The organism is Streptomyces sp. NPDC003300 (assembly GCF_040610915.1).
GTDB lineage: Bacteria > Actinomycetota > Actinomycetes > Streptomycetales > Streptomycetaceae > Actinacidiphila.
Map to the genome: position 1 here is coordinate 39,244 of NZ_JBEXNE010000003.1, position 13,838 is coordinate 53,081.

The window sequence follows — 13,838 nt, forward strand, 5'->3', positions numbered from 1 at the left end:
CGTGGCCGTCGTCCCTTCAGGGCTTGCTGATGTCGACATTCGGTGACCTCTCTCCGGCTCTCGCTCCCCCGCTTCTGCTCCCGGTCCCGCCGCCGGGACCCCGCTCCCGGCTCTTCGATTTTCCCCCGGTCCCGCCCGCCCCGCTCAGCGAACGCGGAAGGCCCCCGGCGGGTCGCCGGGGGCCTTCGGGCCTACGAGGTCGCTGGTGGGGTGCTTACGCGACGGTGCCGGATGCGGAGATGACGACCTTGGCGGAGGGCGTGCCGCTGCGCGAGCCCTTGCCCTCGATCTGCTTGACCAGTTCCTCGCCCTCGACGACCTCGCCGAAGACGACGTGCTTGCCGTCGAGCCAGTCGGTGACCACGGTGGTGACGAAGAACTGCGAGCCGTTGGAGTTCGGCCCGGCGTTCGCCATCGACAGCAGGAACGGGCGGTCGTGCTTGAGCTTGAAGTTCTCGTCCGCGAACTTGTTGCCGTAGATGCTCTTGCCGCCGCGGCCGTCGCCGCTGGTGAAGTCGCCGCCCTGGAGCATGAAGGACGGGATGATCCGGTGGAACGCCGAGCCCGCGTAGCCGAAGCCGTGCTCGCCGGTGGCCAGCTCACGGAAGTTCCGCGCCGTCTCGGGCACGACGTCGTCGAAGAGACGGAAGACGATCCGACCGGCCGGAGCGCCGTCAATGGAGATGTCGAAGTACACGTTGTCCATGGGCACCATCCTTGCATCCCCAGTGGGAGACGCCGCGCCCAGAGCGGCCCAACACGGCAGATCTGCAGGTCACAGCCGTACCGGAGGTGCCCCAGGGCCTCCGGGGGCGTCCGGGCGCCCTCGGAAGGCCGACCGGGTCAACCTCGTCGCCTTGCCCGTGCGACCGGTGGCAAACTGCGCGGGTCCCAACTGTGGCGGATGCGTTTCGGTCATGGCACGTCGGCAAGACGCCCCGTTGACGACAGACCTGGGAAAAACGTCCGCAGGTGTCACCGCGCACCGCGGGCGACCTCCCCGGACCGTCGCCGTCCGTTGCGACCCGATGTCGAATTCCTGGAGATCAGATGGCCGCTGACAGGCCGCCGCCGGGTGGTGGGCAGCGCTCCACGCAAACGCCCCCCACCGGTATGCGAGCGCTTCGGGCCCCCTTCACGGCCGCCGCCGTACGCGCTCTGGTGCGGGAGACCGTGGCGGCCGACCCCGAGCCGTGCGATCCCAGAGCCATGGGCGACGCGGTGCTCGCCACCTCGGAACTCGCCACCAACGCCATCGTGCACGGCGGCGGTATCACCCACTGCCAGGCCCGCCTCGTGCCGCTCGGCGTCGAGGTGAGCATCGACGACCTGAGCCCCGCGCTCCCCCGCCTCACCGAACGCCCGCCGGGCACCGAAGCCCCTTACGTGGGCGGCGGATTCGGCTGGCGTCTGATCCAGCAGCTCGCCCTGCGGGTGACCGTCACCCCGCACGACCCCGCGCCCGACGGCACCCCGCGCGGCAAGCGGATCACCCTCATCCTGCCGCTGTACTGAACCCGGCGCGCGCGGCGGCCTACACCTCCGCCGCAGCGCGCACGACTCGCCCCAGGTGGGCCCTGCCACGGCGCGTGGCCGGTGCCACGCTGGTCGTACCGGTACACCGGCGCCAGGTCCGTCACCATGGCGGCCTAACCCCGCCCGGATAGTCCGGCAGCCCAGGACCGCCGTGGAGCATCACCACGGGCGTCCGCCGCGAGGTGTCCCCCAGCGCCGTCCACCGCGGCCGCGCCCCGTCCGTCATCGACACCAGGCCGCGCGTCTCGATCAAGGTCACGACGCAGAGGCTATCGGTGTCCCTGACGGTTCACCGAAGGGTGAGAGAACGACGGCGCCCGCCGGGACCCTTGACCTTGACCGGAGGTGAAGGTCGACAGTGCCGGTGGAGACCAGCCGACGAGCGGAGCCCACGCGGCTCCGGCGGGAACCGGACGAGAGGACCCACCCATGGACGACGACGCCCTCGTGGCGGAGCAGATGGCGTACTACCGGGCGCGGGCGGGCGAGTACGACCGGACCTACGCGCAGTACAAAGAGCTGCGGGACCTGCTGGAGGTGGTCGACGAACTCCCCATCACCGGGGACGTGCTGGAGTTGGCCTGCGGGACGGGCCAGTGGACCCCGAGGCTCGCGGCGCGGGCGCGGTCGGTGACGGCGGTCGACGCGGCGGCCGAGGTGCTGGCCATCGCCCGTACCCGTACCGCGTCCTCCACCGTCCGGTTCGTCGAGGCCGACGTGTTCGCGTGGCAGCCGCCGCGCCGCTACGACACGGTCTTCTTCGCCTTCTGGCTCTCCCACGTCCCGCCCGCCCGGCTGCCCGGGTTCTGGGACACCGTCGCCGCCGCGCTCGCCCCGGGCGGCAGGGCCGTCTTCGTCGACGACGGCCCGGGCGCGGCGACGTACGAGGACGTCCTCACCGGCCATGCGACCCCGGCGGCGCTGCGCAGGACCGACGACGGCGGTCGGTACCGCATCGTCAAGGTGTTCCACGACGCCCGGACGCTCACCGACGACCTCACCGCGCTGAAGTGGTCGGTCAGCGTCCGCACCAGGGCCGGGTTCCTCGTCGGCGTCGCGGAACCGCCGCCCGGCGCGGGCCCCGCACCGACGGCGTAAACGGCGTGACCGGTGGTCGGGCGGGCGCGAGACTGGCCGCATGACCGTTACGGATGCCAAGACCGACCTGCGCTTCTACCTCCAGTCCGCGCGCGACGCCCTGCTGTGGAAGCTGGAAGGGCTCTCGGAGTACGAAGTGCGCCGCCCGATGACGCCGACCGGCACGAATCTGCTGGGCCTGGTGAAGCATGTGGCCAGCGTGGAGTTCGGCTACCTCGGCGACACCTTCGGGCGGCCGTCGGGCGAGCCGTTGCCCTGGCTCGACGCGGGGGCCGAGGCGAACGCGGACATGTGGGCCGCCGCCGACGAGTCACGCGAGTACATCGTGGGCCTCTACCACCGGGCGTGGGCCCAGGCGGACGCGACGATCGACGCGCTGGCCCTGGACGCGACCGGCCGGGTGCCGTGGTGGCCCGACGGCCGGGACGAGGTGACGTTGCATCACGCCGTGGTGCGGGTGATCTCCGATACCCACCGGCACGCGGGGCACGCGGACATCCTGCGCGAACTCACCGACGGCGCGGTGGGCATGAACGAGAACAACGGCAGCCTGCCGCCGGGCGAAGCGGCCTGGTGGGAGAACCACCGTGACCGCCTGGAGCGGGCGGCCCGGGAGGCCGACGCGTGAGGCCGTAGGACCGTCGTTCACCGACCGCCCGGCGTGACGGCACGCGCGCGGCCTCAGTCGGCCGCGACCGCCTCCGGCAGGTCCACGATGCCGCCGGTGCTGTCCGCGATGGCCAACGCCGGCCGGCACGGGGTCCTCGTCAAGTCGGCCGTCGTGATGGAGCGCCTCGGGCAGACCGACAGCGTCGCGCTGGACAAGACCGGCACGCTCACCGAGGGGACGCCCCGCGTCACCGACATCCGGCCGCTGCCCGGCAGCGGCCTCGAAGCGGACGCCCTGCTCCGGCTCGCCGCGTCGGCCGAGCACCCCAGCGAACACCCGCTGGCCCGCGCGGTGGTGGACGCGGCCCGCGAGCGCGGCCTTCCGCTGTCCGCCGCCGACGGCTTCACCTCGGCCCCCGGCCAGGGCGTCACGGCCACCGTCGACGGCCGCACGGTCCAGGTCGGCTCCCCCGCGCGCCTCCTCCCCCTCGGGACCGGCGAGGCGGCGCGGGGCGGGCTGCGGGACGGGGTGCGCGAGGCGGTGCGGGAGGTGGAGGCCGCCGGGCGTACGGCCGTGGCGGTGCTGCGCGACGGTACGCCGCTGGGAGTGCTGGGCCTCGCGGACCGGCTGCGCCCGGACGCCGCCGCCACCGTCGCCGCCTTCGCCCGTATGACCGACCCCCCTCCGGTCCTGCTGACCGGCGACAACGTACGGGCCGCCCGGCAGTTGGCCGCAGAGGTCGGCATCACCGACGTACGCGCCGGCCTGCTGCCGCAGGACAAGGCAGCGGCCGTACGCGCGTGGGAGGCGCGCGGTCGCAAGGTGCTGGTCGTCGGCGACGGCGTCAACGACGCGCCCGCGCTGGCCGCCGCACACACCGGCGTCGCCATGGGCAGGGCCGGGTCCGACCTCGCGCTGGAGACCGCCGACGCCGTGGTGATCCGCGACGAGTTGGCCACCGTCCCGGCCGTCGTGAAGCTCTCGCGCGCCGCCCACCGTCTGGTGATCCAGAATCTGACGGTCGCCGCGGTGTTCATCGCCGCTCTGGCCGTCTGGGACCTGACCGCCGCTCTCCCGCTCCCCCTCGGGGTCGCGGGCCACGAGGGCTCCACTCTCGTCGTCGCCCTCAACGGGCTCCGGCTGCTGCGCGACACCGCCTGGACCCAGCCGTGAGGCGAGCGGTCCGGCGCGCCTGCTCTGCCGACAGCGGGTGTGTTAGCGTCGCTCGCTCACTTTCACAGAGCGATCAGTGCGGGGGCGTCATGAAGCTTCTCCTTACCGACTCCGGTGTCAAGAACGCCAGCATTCTGGCGGCGCTCCTCGATCTCCTGGGCAAACCGATCGCCGAGGCCAACGCCCTGTGCATTCCCACCGCCGGGTACGGGGGCCCGTACGGCGATCCGGGCGGGCCGTGGCGTTTCATCAGCGGACAGTCCCTTCACCCCATGACCGGGCTGGGCTGGAAGTCGGTCGGCGTACTGGAGCTCACGGCGCTGCCCGGCATCGACAAGGAGCGGTGGGTCTCCTGGGTCCGGGAGACGGACGTCCTGCTGGTGAACGGCGGCGACGCGCTGTACCTGTCTCACTGGATGCGGGAGTCCGGCCTGGCCGACCTGTTCCCCTCGCTGCACGACACGGTCTATGTGGGGCTCAGCGCCGGGAGCATGGTGCTGACTCCCCGCGTCGGGGAGCACTTCGTCGCCTGGCAGCCGCCCACCGGTGACGACCGCGCCCTGGGAGTCGTCGACTTCTCCCTTTTCCCGCACCTCGACAGTCCGGGCTGCCCCGAGAACACCATGGCCGAGGCGGAGCGGTGGGCCGCCGCGCTCAAGGCCCCGGCGTACGCCATCGACAACCAGACCGCCATCAAGGTGACCGACGACGGCGTCGAGATCGTCTCCGAGGGGAACTGGAAGCTGTTCAACGCGGCGCCGTGACCTGCTCGACCGTGAGCACGATCTTGCCCTGGAGGTGTCCGCGGGCGGCCCGTTCGTGCGCCGCCCGCGCGCGGGCGAGCGGGAAGGTGCTGTCGACGGCGACGCGTACCGTGCCCGCGTCGAGCAGGCGTCCCAGTTCGGCGAGTTGCGCGCCGTTCGAGCGGACCTGGGCGGTCGAGACGGTGACGCCCAGCCTCGCGGTCTCCTCGGCGTCGAAGTCCCCGGGAAGCACGGGGAATTGGGCGCCGCCGCGCTTGAGGGTGCGCAGGAACCGCCTGCTGTCGGGGCCGCCGACGGCGTCGAGTACGAGGTCGACGTCGTGCACCAGCTCCTCGGGACGGCTCTTGGTGTAGTCGATGAACCGGTCGGCGCCGAGGTCGCGGAGGAACGCCTCGTGCGCGCCGGACGCCACGGCGGTGACATGCGCGCCCTTCCACTTCGCCAACTGCACGGCGAAGTGCCCCACGCCGCCCGCGGCGCCGTTGACGAGCACCTTGCTGTCGGCGTCGAGCGCCGTCGGGCGGTGCCGCGCCGCCTGGAAGGGCGAGGGGTGGTCGTGTCCTGCCTCGATGAGGAACTGCCACGCCGTGAGCCCGGCCATGGGCGCCCCGGCGGCGTGCACGTGGTCGATGCCGGACGGCTTGCGCGCGAGGTCCGACGCGGGCGCGGCCACGTACTCGGCGTAGGCGCTGCCGTGGAAGCCGGGGAAGCGCAGAAGACCGAAGACCTCGTCGCCCTCGGCGAGGTCGTCCACGTCCGGGGCGACGGCTTGGACGACACCCGACACGTCCGTTCCCGGAACGGCGGGCAGCCTGACGGTCGACTCCGGCTCCCCCGGCACCGAGGTCAGCCCGCCGCGCAGGTACCAGTCCGGAGGATTGACGCCCACCGCGTGGACGCGGACGAGCACCTCGCCCGGTCCCGGCTCGGGGATCGGCACCCGGTCCTCACGCAGCACCTCGGGGCCGCCGTGCTCGTGCAGCCGGATCGCCCGCATCGTGTCTGACGGCATCTTCGTGGGCATCGTAATCTCCTGCCCCCACCGGGGGATACGCTGAACGGATCAGTGGTCCACCTATCCGAACCACTGATCCGAATATATGGACCACTGATCCGGATAGTCAAGAGGGACCCATGCGCGCCGACGCCAGGAAGAACCGCGACCACCTGCTCGACGTCGCGGGTGCCGTCATCGCCGAGCACGGTGTCGACGTCTCGCTGCGCGACATCGCCCGCAGGTCTGACATGGGCCTGGCGACACTGCTCCGGCACTTCCCCACCCGGGAGGCCCTGCTCGAAGCCCTGCTCCACACGAGCTTCCGCGAACTGACGTCGCGGGCGGCCGACTTGGAGACACAGGGGTCACCCGAGGACGCCCTCGTCTCGTGGCTGCGCGACTGCGTCGCCTGGACGACCGAGTACCGGGGTGTGACCGTCCTGATGGCCGCCGCCATCGAGGACACCGAATCCGCGCTCCACGCCTCGTGCGTCACCCTGCGCGCGGCCGGAGCGCGGCTCCTCACCCGCGCCCAGGCCGCGGGCGTGGCACGCGACGACATCGACGGCGCCGACCTGTTCGCCCTCGTCGCCATGCTCGCCTGGCTCGGCGACCAGCCCTCCCTCGCCCCCCGCGCCGACCACCTCTTCGACGTGATCGCGAGCGCGATCCTCACGAGCGCGGACAGCGCCGACACCGGCCGGCAACCACGCCCCCCGGTCCTCGGCTGAGGCCGTCGCGCCGAGGTCCGCGACGGGCTGGTCCGCACGCGTCACCGTCCACGCGGGCTCGGCGATGCCGCCGCACAGGAGCGGGCCGTCAGCGGATCAGCGGCGTCGCCGCGATCGTCGGAGGCGGCCCGGCGCCGTACGGGTCACTTGGACTCCAGGTGTCCCAGGGGGTGGGCGGCGGCGAGGACGGAGCGGGCCGTCTCCCAGTCGGTGTGGTCGTCGCCGGTGATGTGGCGCAGGTAGGCGAGGGTGACCTGCTGGACGAGAGCGACGCGGCCGGGGTCCTCGTCGGTGGTCTCGGCCGACCGGTAGCCGGAGATGCCGCCGAGGAAGTGCTCGCCGCCGCGGACGGTGAGCAGGCTCTTGTCGCCTCGGCTGAGTGTGTAGGGGTCGGTGGTCCACGCCGGACCCCGGGTCGAGAGGGGGAGGTCGTCCTGGTCGCCCGCGACGACGAGTCCGGGGGCGGCGATGTGGGAGAAGTCCTGGTCACGGAGCCAGGGAAGGTGCTCGTGGGCGAAGGGGGTGAGTTCCGCGCCGCCCTTGCCCGCGGTGGCGAGCTGGACGCTGGCCATGACCCGCGGGTCGGACAGGTCTTCGGCGAGGCCGGTGCGCGGGTCCTTGACGCGCAGCCCCACCAGGATGCCCGCGGTCTGACCGCCGAAGGAGTGTCCCGCCGCGACGACACGGCCGTGGTCGGTCCGGCCCGCCAGGCCCGGCACGGACGCCTCCAGCGTTCCGAGTTCGTCCAGGACGCGCTTCATGTCCTGGACGCGGTAGCGCCACAGGTCGGGCGTACGGGGGTCGTCCCCGGCGAGGCCGAAGCGCTTGGAGTCCAGATGGGTGGCCTGGACGGTCACGAAGCCGTGCGCGGCCCAGTGGTCGACCAGCGGCGCGTAGCCGTCCAGGTCGGAACCGAAGCCGTGCGCGAACAGCACGATCGGCAGGCGGGTGCCGGTGACCGGGGCGGAGATCCGTACCCGCAGGTCCGCGCCTCGGTGCGGGGCGGGCAGGACGAGCGGCTTGACCGAGACGGTCGGGGTGGGCGCGGGGCCGGTGAGGCCGGTCGCCGAATACGTGGTCATGCGTGTCTCTTTCGGAGGTGCGGGGGTGCGGAGGTGCGGAGGTGCGGGCGGGCGTGCGGAGGTGCGGAGGTGCGTGCGGGCGGGCGTGCGGTGGCTCGGGAAGCGGGGCCCTCCGGGAGAAAACTCCGGGAGAAGGGCGCATTGGTTACGCTAAAACCTGACGTTGACGTCAAAGGCAAGTGGCTGTGACGCGGATCGCAGAGACGTGGAGTGGGACATGCGCATCGGGGAACTGGCTCGTCGCACGGGCGTCAGTACCAGGGCGCTGCGGTATTACGAGGAGCAGGATCTGCTGGTCTCCGAACGCAGCGACAGCGGCCAGCGCCACTACGCGGAGGCCGCGGTCGACCGGATCAATCTGATCCGGGAGCTGTACGCGGCCGGTCTGTCCAGTAAGACCATCGCCGCGCTCACGCCCTGCGTCATCGACGGCCGGGCCACGCCCGAGCTTCTGGATCGCCTCACGGTCGAGCGTGATCAGATCGACCGGCACATCGCGGATCTGACACACACCCGCGACCGGCTCGACTCGGTCATCGCCGGTGCCTCCGTGAACCTGCGCACCGGCGCGTCCTGCCGACAGGACACGTCCGGCTAACGGTGTCGCGCCGGTCCCGCGGTGGCCCTCTTCATCACCCCATCGCCCGCCGACTGACAAGCGGCCTGGTGCGATTCCAGGGTGCGACGGGGGCACCCACGCGCCACGCGGACGACCGCGCAGAGTGCCCGCCCCGCCACCCAGGGTGCCGCCACGTTGGCGCAATGTCGCTGTCGTAATTCCCCTGCATGGTTGGTGCATGGTCCGGCGCGAAGATCGCCGGGACCCACTCTGACTAGGGGGATACGCAGTGACGTTCAGCCGCAGACAACTGCTCGGTACCGGAGGCAGCCTGGCCCTGACCGGTGCGCTGGCCGCCGCCTGCGGGTCGAACAGCGGCCGGGACGACGGAGGCGGCAAGGGCGGCAAGGGCGGCAAGGTCACCTTGCAGCAGTGGTACCACCAGTACGGCGAGGCGGGTACGGAGCAGGCGGTGCGCCGGTACGCCGACGCGTACACCGCGGCGAACGTCAAGGTGCAGTGGCGGCCCGGCGACTACGACCAGCAGACCGCCGCGGCGCTGCTCACCTCGTCGGGACCGGACGTCTTCGAGGGCGGCCCGACGCTGGACCAGATCCAGGGCGGTCAAGTGGTGGACGTCACCGACCTGGTCGGCCCGGTGAAGGCCGACTTCAACCCGGCCGTGGTGACGACGTACGGGGACAGGATCTGGGGTGTCCCGCAGGTCATCGACATGCAGCTCCTGTACTACCGCAAGAGCCTGCTCACTGCCGCGAACATCGCGCCGCCGACCACGCTCGACGAACTGGTCGACGCGGCGGCGAAGTTGACCACCAAGAAGGTCAAGGGGCTGTTCCTGGGCAACGACGGCGGCGCCGGGGTGCTCGGCGGTACACCGCTCTACGCCGCCGGGCTCAGCCTGGTGACCCCGGAGGGCACCGTCGGCTTCGACGACCCGGCCGCCGCCCGCACCCTGGCCAAGTTCCACCGGCTCTACGCCGACAAGTCGCTGCTGTTGGGCGCGCCGACCGACTGGTCCGACCCCTCGGCGTTCATCCAGGGGCTCACCGCGCTCCAGTGGTCCGGACTCTGGGCGCTGCCCGCGGTCAAGAAGGCCCTGGGGGACGACTTCGGGGTGCTGCCGTTCCCGAAGGACGGCGCGGCGGGCAAGCCCACGGTGCCGGTCGGCGCGTACAGCTCGGCCGTCAACTCCCGCAGCAAGCACCAAGCCGAGGCCAAGGCGTACATCAAGTGGCTGTGGATCGACAGGACCGAGTACCAGGAGGACTTCGCGCTCTCCTACGGCTTCCACATCCCGGCCCGGATCTCGCTGGCGAAGAAGGCGGCCAAACTGCGGGAGGGCGCGGCGGCCGACGCCGTCTCGTACGCCACCGACCACGGCTTCTCGCAGCCGCTGTTGTGGACACCGGCCAGCCAGACCGCGTACCAGGACGCGCTGAGCCGCATCATCAAGGACGGCGCGAACCCCGACACGGAGCTCAAGTCGGTGGTGCGCAAGACCAGTTCCGAATTGCAGCGGGTCCGGAAGAAGTCGTGAGACACCGCACGCTGTGGTTCTGGGTCTTCGTCGGACCATTCGCCGCCGGGCTCGCCCTGTTCACGTACGTGCCGCTGTTGTGGAGCGTCTATCTGAGCTTCTTCGACGCGCACAACACGGTGTCCCCGCACCGCTTCGTGGGCCTGGGCAACTACGCGGACGTCCTCGGCGACCAGGCGTTCACCGACAGCCTGCGCACCTTCGGGGTGTTCGCGCTGTTCATCGTGCCCGCCACCTACGCGCTCTCGCTCGCCCTGGCGCTGATGGTGAACCGGCTCCGGTACGCGCAGGCGTTCTTCCGTTCGGTGTTCTTCCTGCCGGCCGCCTGCTCCTATGTGGTGGCGGCGCTGATCTGGAAACTGTCGATCTTCAACGGTGTGCGGTTCGGCCTGGCGAACACCGTCCTGGGCTGGTTCGGCGCCGACCAGACGGCGTGGCTGTCCACCACCCACCCGCCGTGGTACTGGCTGGTGATCGTGACCGTACGGCTGTGGTTGCAGGCCGGGTTCTACATGATCCTCTTCCTCGCCGGACTCCAGCGCATCCCCGCGCAGTTGTACGAGGCGGCGGCGGTGGACGGCGCGCGGCCCGGCTGGCAGGTCTTCCGCCACATCACGTTGCCCCAACTGCGGGCCACCTCGGTGGCGGTGGCGCTGCTGCTGGTCATCAACGCCTTCCAGGCGTTCGACGAGTTCTACAACCTGCTCAGCGATTCCCGCGGCTATCCGCCGTACGCCCGGCCGCCGTTGGTGTACCTGTACACCACCGCGCTCGGGCGGGGGCAGAACCTGGGCGTGGGCAGCGCGGGCGCCGTCGTCCTCGCGCTGATCATCGCGGTGGTCACCGTCGTCCAGGCCCGCTGGTTCGGGCTCGGCAGGAGGGAGGACTGACATGGAGCAGGCCCTGCTCAGATTCGGGCGCGCGGTGCGCCTGGTGCTGCTCGTGGTACTCGCGCTGCTGTTCCTGATCCCGTTCTACCTGCTGGTGCGCAACGGCCTGTCGGCCGAGCAGGACATCACCTCGCCGGACTGGACGTTCTTCCCCACCCACCTCCAGTGGTCCAACATCCGCGAGCTGTTCGACGACCCGGCGGTGCCGATGGCCCGGTCGCTGCTCAACTCGGCCATGATCGCGGTCACCACGACGGTGGGCACGGTGGTGCTGGCGTCGCTGGCGGGATACGGGCTGGCCCGTATCCCGTACCGCTGGTCCAACCAGGTGTTCTACGCGATCCTCGGCACGCTGATGGTGCCCGCCGCGGTCACCTTCGTGCCGAGCTTCGTGCTGGTGTCCTCGCTCGGCTGGATCTCCACGCTGCGCGGCCTGATCATCCCGACGATCTTCTCGGCGTTCGCCTGCTTCATCTTCCGGCAGTACTTCCTGGGCTTTCCCGGTGAGTTGGAGGACGCGGCGAAGGTCGACGGACTCGGCTACTGGCGCACCTATTGGCGGATCGTGGTGCCCAACTCCCGGCCGGTCTTCGCGGCCGTGTCCACGATCGTCTTCATCGGCGCCTGGAACGCCTTCCTGTGGCCTCTGGTCATCGGCCAGGACACGTCCTCCTGGACGGTGCAGGTGGCGCTGTCCACCTTCACCACCGCCCAAGTGGTCAACATCCACGAGCTGTTCGTCGCGGCGGCGGTGTCGATCCTGCCCCTGCTGCTGGTCTTCCTGCTCCTCCAGCGGCACATCGTGGCGGGCATCGAACGCTCCGGCATCGACGACTGAGCCCCCGCCGGGGAGTCGCGGCGGTACGCCCGCGAGCCGGTCAGCGGACGTCGCGGACCGCGGCCAGGCCGCGGTCGTAGAGGTCGAGGATGTCGCCCTCGCCGTCACCCTCGATCCAGGTCGCGGTGGCGGCGTCGAAGCAGCCGAAGGCCGTGGCGAGGACGGCGCGGACCTGTACTCGGTCGGCGCCCGAGGCTGCCAGCCTGGCTTCGAGGAGCGGGAGCAGTTCCTCCTGGCAGCGCACGCGCTTTCCGAGGTAGGCGGCGCGCAGCGAGTCGGTGCGGTGGATCAGGCGGAAGCGCTCCAGAGCCTGTTCGGGACCGGTGTGGACGGAGAGCGCGGCCTTGAGGGCGGCGCGCAGGGTCTGCCAGGCGTCGGCGTCGGCGGGCTGCTCGCGGACGGTCTCCGTCAGGAGGGTGACGAACTGCTCCTGGCTGCCGCCGACGAGGTCTTCCTTGGTGCCGAAGTAGCGGAAGAGGGTGCGCTGCGAGACACCGGCCTCGCGGGCGATCTGCGCGATGGTCGTCTCGTCGTACCCCTGCCGTGTGAACAGCCGCAGGGCGGTGTCGAGGATCTCCCGGGCCGCGAGCTGCCGCGTCCGGTCCCACAGTGTGGGCGCGGCCCGCCCGTCGCCCGTTGTTCCCTGCGTCATGCCATCACCTTAGCGCGGCCTGCCATCGTGGCATTCACACAACATTTGGCAGTCACTGCCACACGGGCGTACGGTGACAATCAGTGGGGCCGTCCACCCGCCCCACGCGTCGACAAGGAGAGCGACCGTGGCAGCGAAGACAGCACTCGTCACCGGCGGCACCAGCGGGATCGGCAAGGCCACCGCGGAACTGCTCCACACGCGCGGCTACCGCGTCATGGTCACCGGCCTCGGCAGCGTCGACAGCTCCGGCCTGCCGCACGACGTGGTCGCCGTCAGGGCCGACGCCGGTTCACTCACCGACATCGACCAGGCGGTGGAGCGGGCGCGCGGGCACCTGGGCTCCCTCGACCTGCTCCATCTCAACGCGGGCATCTCCCGGCCCGGACCGATCGAGTCCACCGACGAGGCCGCCTTCGACGCCCTGTTCGACATCAACGTCAAGGGGAACTTCTTCACCCTGCGAAAGGCGCTCCCGCTGCTGAACGAGGGCGCGTCCGTGGTGTTCACCATCGGCGCGGGCGAGGGGCTCGGCGCGGCCATGACCGCCGCCAAGGGAGCGCTGCTGCCTCTGATGCGCTCGCTCGCCATCGAACTGGCCCCGCGCCGTATCCGGGTCAACGCGGTGAGCCCCGGCCTGATCGACACTCCCGCGTACGGCAAGCTGGGCATCGGCCGGGAGACGGTCGCCGCGTGGGGCGAGGAGGTTCCCCTCGGCCGCGTCGGAGCCCCCGCCGATGTCGCCGAGGCGGTCGCCTTCCTCGCCTCCGACGCCGCCGGTTACATCACGGGCGACAATCTGATCGTCTCCGGCGGCATGGGGATCCACGCCCGCTCCGCCTAGCGGACGGTCCGCCGCAGCGGCCCATCGGTTTGCGACTGGTTCCGACCGCTTGCGATCAGTTTCTGACCTGGGATCGGGCTCCACCGGCGCGCGTCGACGGGGGCGCACTCGGGTTCGCCCTGATCCGCTCTTTCCTCTCCCCCGTGACGCTGGACATACTTGTCATATGTCGACACACCACGACGCGCATAGGGACCCGGTCGTCGGCGACCTCCCGCGCATTGTCACCCCGCACGGCGACCTCGACGCGGACACGCTGGGGCCGTTGCGGCAGGAGCTGACCGAGGCGGCCGAGGCCGGCCGGGTGCTGGTGCTCGACGCCAGCGGGATCACCTTCGCCGATTCCAGCTTCCTCAATCTGTTGCTGAGCATCCACCAGCACGGTGACCTGCGAGTCGCCGCCGTGCCGCCGCAGTTGGCGCGGCTGCTCCGTATCGTCGGCGTGGACCGCGTCCTCAAGGTGTACTCGACGGCGGAGGAGGCACTGCGGGCGACGGCGTGAGCCA

15 protein-coding genes and 1 pseudogene are annotated in these 13,838 nt (G+C 71.2%); 12 read left to right on the forward strand and 4 right to left on the reverse strand.

What is annotated here, in order from left to right:
- Positions 1-214: 214 nt before the first annotated feature.
- Positions 215-706, reverse strand: coding sequence for a peptidylprolyl isomerase (locus ABZX65_RS05080; RefSeq protein ID WP_355334835.1), 492 nt, complete (start codon positions 704-706; stop codon positions 215-217).
- A 407-nt stretch (positions 707-1,113) separates the two neighbouring features.
- On the opposite strand from ABZX65_RS05080, the gene ABZX65_RS05085 reads away from it, so the two are divergent.
- The 5 genes and pseudogenes from ABZX65_RS05085 (at position 1,114) to ABZX65_RS05105 (ending at position 5,181) form a co-directional block, all read left to right on the forward strand.
- Positions 1,114-1,515 (forward strand): ATP-binding protein, encoded by a 402-nt coding sequence (locus tag ABZX65_RS05085; protein WP_355334838.1) that lies wholly within the window; start codon positions 1,114-1,116, stop codon positions 1,513-1,515.
- A 450-nt stretch (positions 1,516-1,965) separates the two neighbouring features.
- Positions 1,966-2,634, forward strand: coding sequence for a class I SAM-dependent methyltransferase (locus ABZX65_RS05090; protein ID WP_355334841.1), 669 nt, complete (start codon positions 1,966-1,968; stop codon positions 2,632-2,634).
- 40 nt (positions 2,635-2,674) lie between these two features.
- Positions 2,675-3,262 carry a DinB family protein gene (locus tag ABZX65_RS05095; RefSeq protein WP_355334844.1) on the forward strand — a complete coding sequence of 196 codons (588 nt, stop codon included), beginning with the start codon at positions 2,675-2,677 and terminating at the stop codon, positions 3,260-3,262.
- A gap of 81 nt (positions 3,263-3,343) precedes the next feature.
- Positions 3,344-4,417 (forward strand): annotated as a pseudogene (locus tag ABZX65_RS05100) (HAD-IC family P-type ATPase); the annotation flags it as partial.
- A gap of 89 nt (positions 4,418-4,506) precedes the next feature.
- Positions 4,507-5,181 (forward strand): Type 1 glutamine amidotransferase-like domain-containing protein, encoded by a 675-nt coding sequence (locus ABZX65_RS05105; protein ID WP_355334846.1) that lies wholly within the window; start codon positions 4,507-4,509, stop codon positions 5,179-5,181.
- On the opposite strand, the gene ABZX65_RS05110 is transcribed toward ABZX65_RS05105, so the two are convergent.
- Positions 5,165-6,193 (reverse strand): NADP-dependent oxidoreductase, encoded by a 1,029-nt coding sequence (locus ABZX65_RS05110; protein ID WP_355335757.1) that lies wholly within the window; start codon positions 6,191-6,193, stop codon positions 5,165-5,167. The genes ABZX65_RS05105 and ABZX65_RS05110 overlap by 17 nt on opposite strands.
- A 122-nt stretch (positions 6,194-6,315) precedes the next feature.
- On the opposite strand from ABZX65_RS05110, the gene ABZX65_RS05115 reads away from it, so the two are divergent.
- Entirely contained in the window at positions 6,316-6,909 is a 594-nt protein-coding gene (locus ABZX65_RS05115) for a helix-turn-helix domain-containing protein (RefSeq protein ID WP_355334849.1), read from the forward strand.
- A 143-nt stretch (positions 6,910-7,052) separates the two neighbouring features.
- Here the strand turns inward: ABZX65_RS05115 and ABZX65_RS05120 are convergent, their stop codons facing one another.
- On the reverse strand, positions 7,053-7,991 hold the full coding sequence (locus tag ABZX65_RS05120) for a chlorophyllase (protein ID WP_355334852.1): 939 nt from the start codon (positions 7,989-7,991) through the stop codon (positions 7,053-7,055).
- A gap of 217 nt (positions 7,992-8,208) precedes the next feature.
- Between ABZX65_RS05120 and ABZX65_RS05125 the strand changes: the two genes are divergently transcribed.
- The 4 genes from ABZX65_RS05125 (at position 8,209) to ABZX65_RS05140 (ending at position 11,836) form a co-directional block, all read left to right on the forward strand.
- Positions 8,209-8,589 carry a MerR family transcriptional regulator gene (locus tag ABZX65_RS05125; protein ID WP_355334854.1) on the forward strand — a complete coding sequence of 127 codons (381 nt, stop codon included), beginning with the start codon at positions 8,209-8,211 and terminating at the stop codon, positions 8,587-8,589.
- A 250-nt stretch (positions 8,590-8,839) separates the two neighbouring features.
- A complete protein-coding gene (locus ABZX65_RS05130) occupies positions 8,840-10,108 on the forward strand; it encodes an extracellular solute-binding protein (RefSeq protein WP_355334857.1) in 1,269 nt (422 codons plus the stop codon).
- Positions 10,105-10,998: a sugar ABC transporter permease gene (locus ABZX65_RS05135; RefSeq protein ID WP_355334860.1), complete on the forward strand. Its 894-nt coding sequence runs from the start codon at positions 10,105-10,107 to the stop codon at positions 10,996-10,998. Before ABZX65_RS05130 ends, ABZX65_RS05135 begins: the two co-directional genes overlap by 4 nt.
- A 1-nt stretch (position 10,999) precedes the next feature.
- Positions 11,000-11,836: a carbohydrate ABC transporter permease gene (locus ABZX65_RS05140; protein ID WP_355334863.1), complete on the forward strand. Its 837-nt coding sequence runs from the start codon at positions 11,000-11,002 to the stop codon at positions 11,834-11,836.
- 40 nt (positions 11,837-11,876) lie between these two features.
- On the opposite strand, the gene ABZX65_RS05145 is transcribed toward ABZX65_RS05140, so the two are convergent.
- A complete protein-coding gene (locus ABZX65_RS05145) occupies positions 11,877-12,488 on the reverse strand; it encodes a TetR/AcrR family transcriptional regulator (protein ID WP_355334866.1) in 612 nt (203 codons plus the stop codon).
- Positions 12,489-12,615: 127 nt separating this feature from the next.
- Between ABZX65_RS05145 and ABZX65_RS05150 the strand changes: the two genes are divergently transcribed.
- The gene (locus ABZX65_RS05150) at positions 12,616-13,332 is read left to right on the forward strand and encodes an SDR family oxidoreductase (protein WP_355334868.1); all 717 of its coding nucleotides are present in this window, start codon (positions 12,616-12,618) and stop codon (positions 13,330-13,332) included.
- A 166-nt stretch (positions 13,333-13,498) separates the two neighbouring features.
- Positions 13,499-13,834, forward strand: a complete 336-nt coding sequence (locus tag ABZX65_RS05155) for an STAS domain-containing protein (RefSeq protein ID WP_355334871.1) — start codon at positions 13,499-13,501, stop codon at positions 13,832-13,834.
- The last annotated feature ends 4 nt before the right edge of the window (positions 13,835-13,838 follow it).

What these genes read in the sequence shown, in the direction of transcription:
- ABZX65_RS05080 (WP_355334835.1), bottom strand. Translation starts at nt 706, where the DNA reads ATGGACAACGTGTACTTCGACATCTCCATTGACGGCGCTCCGGCCGGT.
- ABZX65_RS05085 (WP_355334838.1), top strand. Translation starts at nt 1,114, where the DNA reads ATGCGAGCGCTTCGGGCCCCCTTCACGGCCGCCGCCGTACGCGCTCTG.
- ABZX65_RS05090 (WP_355334841.1), top strand. Translation starts at nt 1,966, where the DNA reads ATGGACGACGACGCCCTCGTGGCGGAGCAGATGGCGTACTACCGGGCG.
- ABZX65_RS05095 (WP_355334844.1), top strand. Translation starts at nt 2,675, where the DNA reads ATGACCGTTACGGATGCCAAGACCGACCTGCGCTTCTACCTCCAGTCC.
- ABZX65_RS05105 (WP_355334846.1), top strand. Translation starts at nt 4,507, where the DNA reads ATGAAGCTTCTCCTTACCGACTCCGGTGTCAAGAACGCCAGCATTCTG.
- ABZX65_RS05110 (WP_355335757.1), bottom strand. Translation starts at nt 6,193, where the DNA reads ATGCCGTCAGACACGATGCGGGCGATCCGGCTGCACGAGCACGGCGGC.
- ABZX65_RS05115 (WP_355334849.1), top strand. Translation starts at nt 6,316, where the DNA reads ATGCGCGCCGACGCCAGGAAGAACCGCGACCACCTGCTCGACGTCGCG.
- ABZX65_RS05120 (WP_355334852.1), bottom strand. Translation starts at nt 7,991, where the DNA reads ATGACCACGTATTCGGCGACCGGCCTCACCGGCCCCGCGCCCACCCCG.
- ABZX65_RS05125 (WP_355334854.1), top strand. Translation starts at nt 8,209, where the DNA reads ATGCGCATCGGGGAACTGGCTCGTCGCACGGGCGTCAGTACCAGGGCG.
- ABZX65_RS05140 (WP_355334863.1), top strand. Translation starts at nt 11,000, where the DNA reads ATGGAGCAGGCCCTGCTCAGATTCGGGCGCGCGGTGCGCCTGGTGCTG.
- ABZX65_RS05145 (WP_355334866.1), bottom strand. Translation starts at nt 12,488, where the DNA reads ATGACGCAGGGAACAACGGGCGACGGGCGGGCCGCGCCCACACTGTGG.
- ABZX65_RS05155 (WP_355334871.1), top strand. Translation starts at nt 13,499, where the DNA reads ATGTCGACACACCACGACGCGCATAGGGACCCGGTCGTCGGCGACCTC.